The organism is Methanocalculus sp., assembly GCF_029762515.1.
In the GTDB taxonomy this organism is placed as follows: Archaea; Halobacteriota; Methanomicrobia; order Methanomicrobiales; family Methanocorpusculaceae; genus Methanocalculus.
Genome location: NZ_JARVGN010000549.1, coordinates 1 through 1,206, shown reverse-complemented (window position 1 = coordinate 1,206; position 1,206 = coordinate 1). Strand labels below are relative to the sequence as shown.

Annotated in this window: 1 protein-coding gene; it reads left to right on the top strand. The window is 41.3% G+C overall.

Features of this window, described 5'->3' with window-relative positions:
- The first annotated feature begins 420 nt into the window (after window positions 1–420).
- The gene (locus tag QCH34_RS13055) at window positions 421–1,050 is read left to right on the top strand and encodes an FmdE family protein (RefSeq protein WP_366898694.1); all 630 of its coding nucleotides are present in this window, start codon (window positions 421–423) and stop codon (window positions 1,048–1,050) included.
- Window positions 1,051–1,206: the final 156 nt, after the last annotated feature.

Sequence of the window (1,206 nt, the reverse complement as noted above, 5' to 3'; positions counted from 1 at the left end):
ACTTTGAGATCAATCGTACTCAGAATAACGACATATAAAAACAATACATAATTTTTAAATAAAAAGTAAAATTAACCCAATGTACTAATAAAAAGGTATCTCACACACACCATCATCCGGGCGCGGATCCTATGCGCGCTTGTGTTATTCTCAATTTAAAGACGTACGGAAATCTATATATATAAATTTAAAAAAGCCCATTTTATCTATATTAACATTGTTAAGGACCGAACCCGGCTCCAATTATCCTGCACCCCATATACCATACAATCAATTTGAGCATGACACCTATCCTGACACTATGGAGAGAAGAGGAAGAAGAGCAGGTACAAAAGGAGAATTAACCCGAAATCCCGGTTAATGTCAGGAAGTTACCTATATCGAAAAGATATTATGATGTACTTATCAAATAGTTGAGCTATGTTGACACTCGACATACTTCCGGAAATAGAGTCATTAATGGACAAACAAGGTGTAAACCCTCAAACAAAGGAACATTTATTAAAATGCAGTCGTTTCCACACCTTTTCAGCACCAGGGCTTCTCATCGGAGTATATATGACAGAATATGCTCTCGAACTGCTCAAGGCACAACCAGATGAGATTCTCTATGCAGTCAGTGAAACACACAAATGTGCACCGGATGCATTACAGATCATCGCCGGTTGCACCGTAGGGAACAACCGGCTGAGAGTCATTCCCATAGGCAGATTTGCAATCACAGTCAACCGCAAATCCTGGGATCCGGAAGTTGAAGGTGTGCGGGTGTTTGTTGATCTCGAAAAGCTCAAACACTATCCGATAATTCATGCATGGTTTACCAATGATCCCTCATTCGATCACCATGGCAATGTAATGCCGCTTCTTGAGGAGATCTTTGCTGCAGGGAGGAAGATTCTGAGTAATGAAAAGGTGATGGTTACGACTGAAACCAAGAAGAAATGGAGATCGGTAACCTGTACGATCTGTGGAGAAACAGTGCCGGACTATCTGGCAGACGGAGATCGTTGCATCAGCTGTGCAGGTATGAACTATTTCCGAACAATCTGAATAAAAAACCTTTTTTTGGATGGGCTGAATAATGAGGGACAGAGCATTGAAGGGCACGCCATCCTTAAGATAATAAATTAAGCACAAAGCCCACTACCAGCCACCTCTTTTCAGAGACAGGAATCTGCACCCCGAATTCTGTTCATGCCTGAATAA

Excerpts from the sequence above, each read along its gene's own strand:
- QCH34_RS13055 (WP_366898694.1), top strand. The coding sequence starts at position 421 with ATGTTGACACTCGACATACTTCCGGAAATAGAGTCATTAATGGACAAA.